Here is a 2,352-nt window from a genome sequence, read left to right as displayed (position 1 = left end):
CCGCTCCGCTCGAAGCCGGCCTTCTCCAGGAGCCGTACGGACCCGGTGTTCCCCTCGAAGGGGTCGGCGTGCAGCGGCCGGTTCGTCTCCTGCTCCAGGAAGAGGCGCAGGGCTCTGCTGCCGATGCCGCGCCCCCAGTACGGGCGCCCCAGCCAGTAGCCGAGGAAGCGGCGGTCCTCCTCCCACCAGGCGACGAAGCTGCCGGCGACCTCCCCGCCGTCCACGGTCACCGTCTGCACGACGTTGGCGGGGTCGCCGAGGACCTTGGTCCTCCAGTGCCGCAGGAACGCGTCGCGCGGCCGGGGCGTGAACCTCGAAAGCCGGACGGCTTCCGGGTCGTGCTCGTAGGCGAGGAAGAACTCCAGGTCGGCTTCCACGACGTCACGCAGGCGTACGTCCAGGTCGTCATCGCTCATGCCCGGAGTGTGGCAGGCGCCACTGACAACCGGACCCGCCGTGGTACCGGGGCGCACCGCACCAGGGCAGGGCGTCCGTGCCGGGGCCTCACGCGACCAGGGGACGCACCTGCTCGGCGGCGAACCGCACGAAGCCCTCCGGGTCGGGTTCGTCCCCGGTCGGCTGCAGCACCACCGTGTCCGCTCCGGCCTCGGCCAGTCGCGCGACGGCCTCGGCGACGGCACCGGCGTCCCCGGCCACTCCGAGACCGGGGACGGAGGCCACCCCCTCGGCGGCCAGTTCGGCGCGCAGCCGGGCGTCGGCGCCGGGCCCGGTGGCGGCGAGGAGGTACACGACGACGTGGTGCGGCTCGGCCTCGCGGCCGGCGGCCTTGCGTCCTTCCTCCACGAGCTGCCGCGCCGTGCGCACGCCGTCGGCGTTGGTGGAGGCGGTGAGGATGGTGCCGTCGGCGGCCTCGCCGCTGAGGCGCAGGGAACGCGGCCCGGTGACCCCTGCGAGCACCCCGGTCCCGATCCCGGTCCCGCTCCCGGCCTCGGTCGGGGGCCAGTCGAGGACGACGTCGTCGAGCGTGACGTACCGCCCGCCGGTGGTGACCCGCTCCCCGCGCAACAGGGCCCGCAGCGCGAGGAGATACTCCCGCAACAGCGTGACCGGCGACTCGACCCGGGCCCCGACCTGCCCCATCCAGTCCTGCACGCCGTGCCCGACGCCGACGACGGTCCGCCCCGGGAACATCCGGTGCAGCGAGGCGACCTCCATGGCGGTGAGGGCGACGTTCCGCAGGGGCACGGGCAGCAGCCCCACCCCGACCCGCAACCGCTCGGTCCAGGCGAGGGCCGCGGCGGCGGTGGACAGACCGCCTTCCGCGAAACAGTCCTCCCAGAGCCAGAGCTGTTCGAGCCCCGCGGCGTCCGCGGCCTCACAGACCGACCGCAGTCGCTCCGGGGGGAGTTGGGGACGGAAGACAGCGCCGAGTGTGGTCATGGACGCCTTCCTACCCAGACCGGCAGGCACCCAACAGCCCTTGGGGTTCGGTCAGCGGTTAACGGCTTGGATCTCCTGCACGACGACGTCCTGTGTGGCGCCGAACGTGCCGTCGGGCAGGTCGCCGCCCGCGCCGCCCGTGCCGGTCCAGTCGATCTCCCAGGTGACGGTGGCCTGGAGGGGGTAGGTGCCCTCACCCGAGGAGCGCAGGTACCGCACTCCGCAGGGTGGGGTGCGGTCGGCCTTGCCCTTGGCGTAGGGCTCGCCGATGCGGCCGTTGTCGATCTCGCACACGCCGGACGCCGGGTAGGTGACGGCGTCCTTGGTGCCGGGCTGGATCCTGAGCGACACCGGTCGGGCCGTCGCGGTCGCCGTGATGCCGATCACCGGTACGGACGCGGTGACGGAGACCGGTCCGAAGTCGGCTGCGTCCAGCCAGGCCCAGGTCGGCAGGTTGACCTTGGTCGCGGCGGCGGGGGCCAGCGTCACCTTCGTGCTGGGGACGCGTATCTCGGCGTAGGCGAGTTCGGCGAGGATCTCGGGTGTGACGGCGTTCTCGATGTCTGCGGGCGGCGGGTCGCCGAGGTCGACCCAGAACGGGGGCTTCTCGCAGGAGTCCCACCCCGGGGGGAAGTCCTCGTTGACGAACGAGTCCCAGAAGTAGCCCTTGCCGGTCTTGTCCTTGTTGAAGTCCTTGTAGGGCTTGCCGTTGACGTAGCGGTCGCGCTGTTTCGCGTCCCACTCGTATCCCGTCGAACCGGCGTCCCAGATGGGCTCCAGCTCCTTCTGGAGCTGCTCCGGCGTGTACTTCGGGGCGTACCAGCACGCCGGGGGCGTCCAGGACGTGGAGGACGTGAGCGCACCCGCGGAGTTGCCGCTGCCGTTCTTCGAACGGTCGAAGACGACACCGCCGACGGTCACGGAGACGGTGCCGTCCTTGCCGGTGCCGGC

The 2,352-nt window shown here is 72.4% G+C and carries 3 protein-coding genes; all 3 read right to left on the bottom strand.

The annotated features are described in order from the left end of the window. Positions 1-416, bottom strand: a 416-nt coding sequence (locus RIN80_RS25730) for a GNAT family N-acetyltransferase (protein WP_309098036.1), incomplete at its 3' end; no start/stop codon positions are given. 88 nt (positions 417-504) lie between these two features. Beyond that, positions 505-1,401: an LLM class flavin-dependent oxidoreductase gene (locus RIN80_RS25725; RefSeq protein WP_309098035.1), complete on the bottom strand. Its 897-nt coding sequence runs from the start codon at positions 1,399-1,401 to the stop codon at positions 505-507. 51 nt (positions 1,402-1,452) lie between these two features. After that, positions 1,453-2,352: hypothetical protein (locus tag RIN80_RS25720; RefSeq protein ID WP_309098034.1), on the bottom strand; the 900-nt coding region annotated here is incomplete at its 5' end.

The sequence above is a fragment of the Streptomyces sp. genome (genome assembly GCF_031181705.1).
Lineage (GTDB): Bacteria > Actinomycetota > Actinomycetes > Streptomycetales > Streptomycetaceae > Streptomyces.
This window is presented reverse-complemented; position numbering and strand designations above follow the sequence as displayed.

Coding starts and splice junctions, on each gene's coding strand:
- RIN80_RS25725 (WP_309098035.1), bottom strand. CDS start 1,401: ATGACCACACTCGGCGCTGTCTTCCGTCCCCAACTCCCCCCGGAGCGA.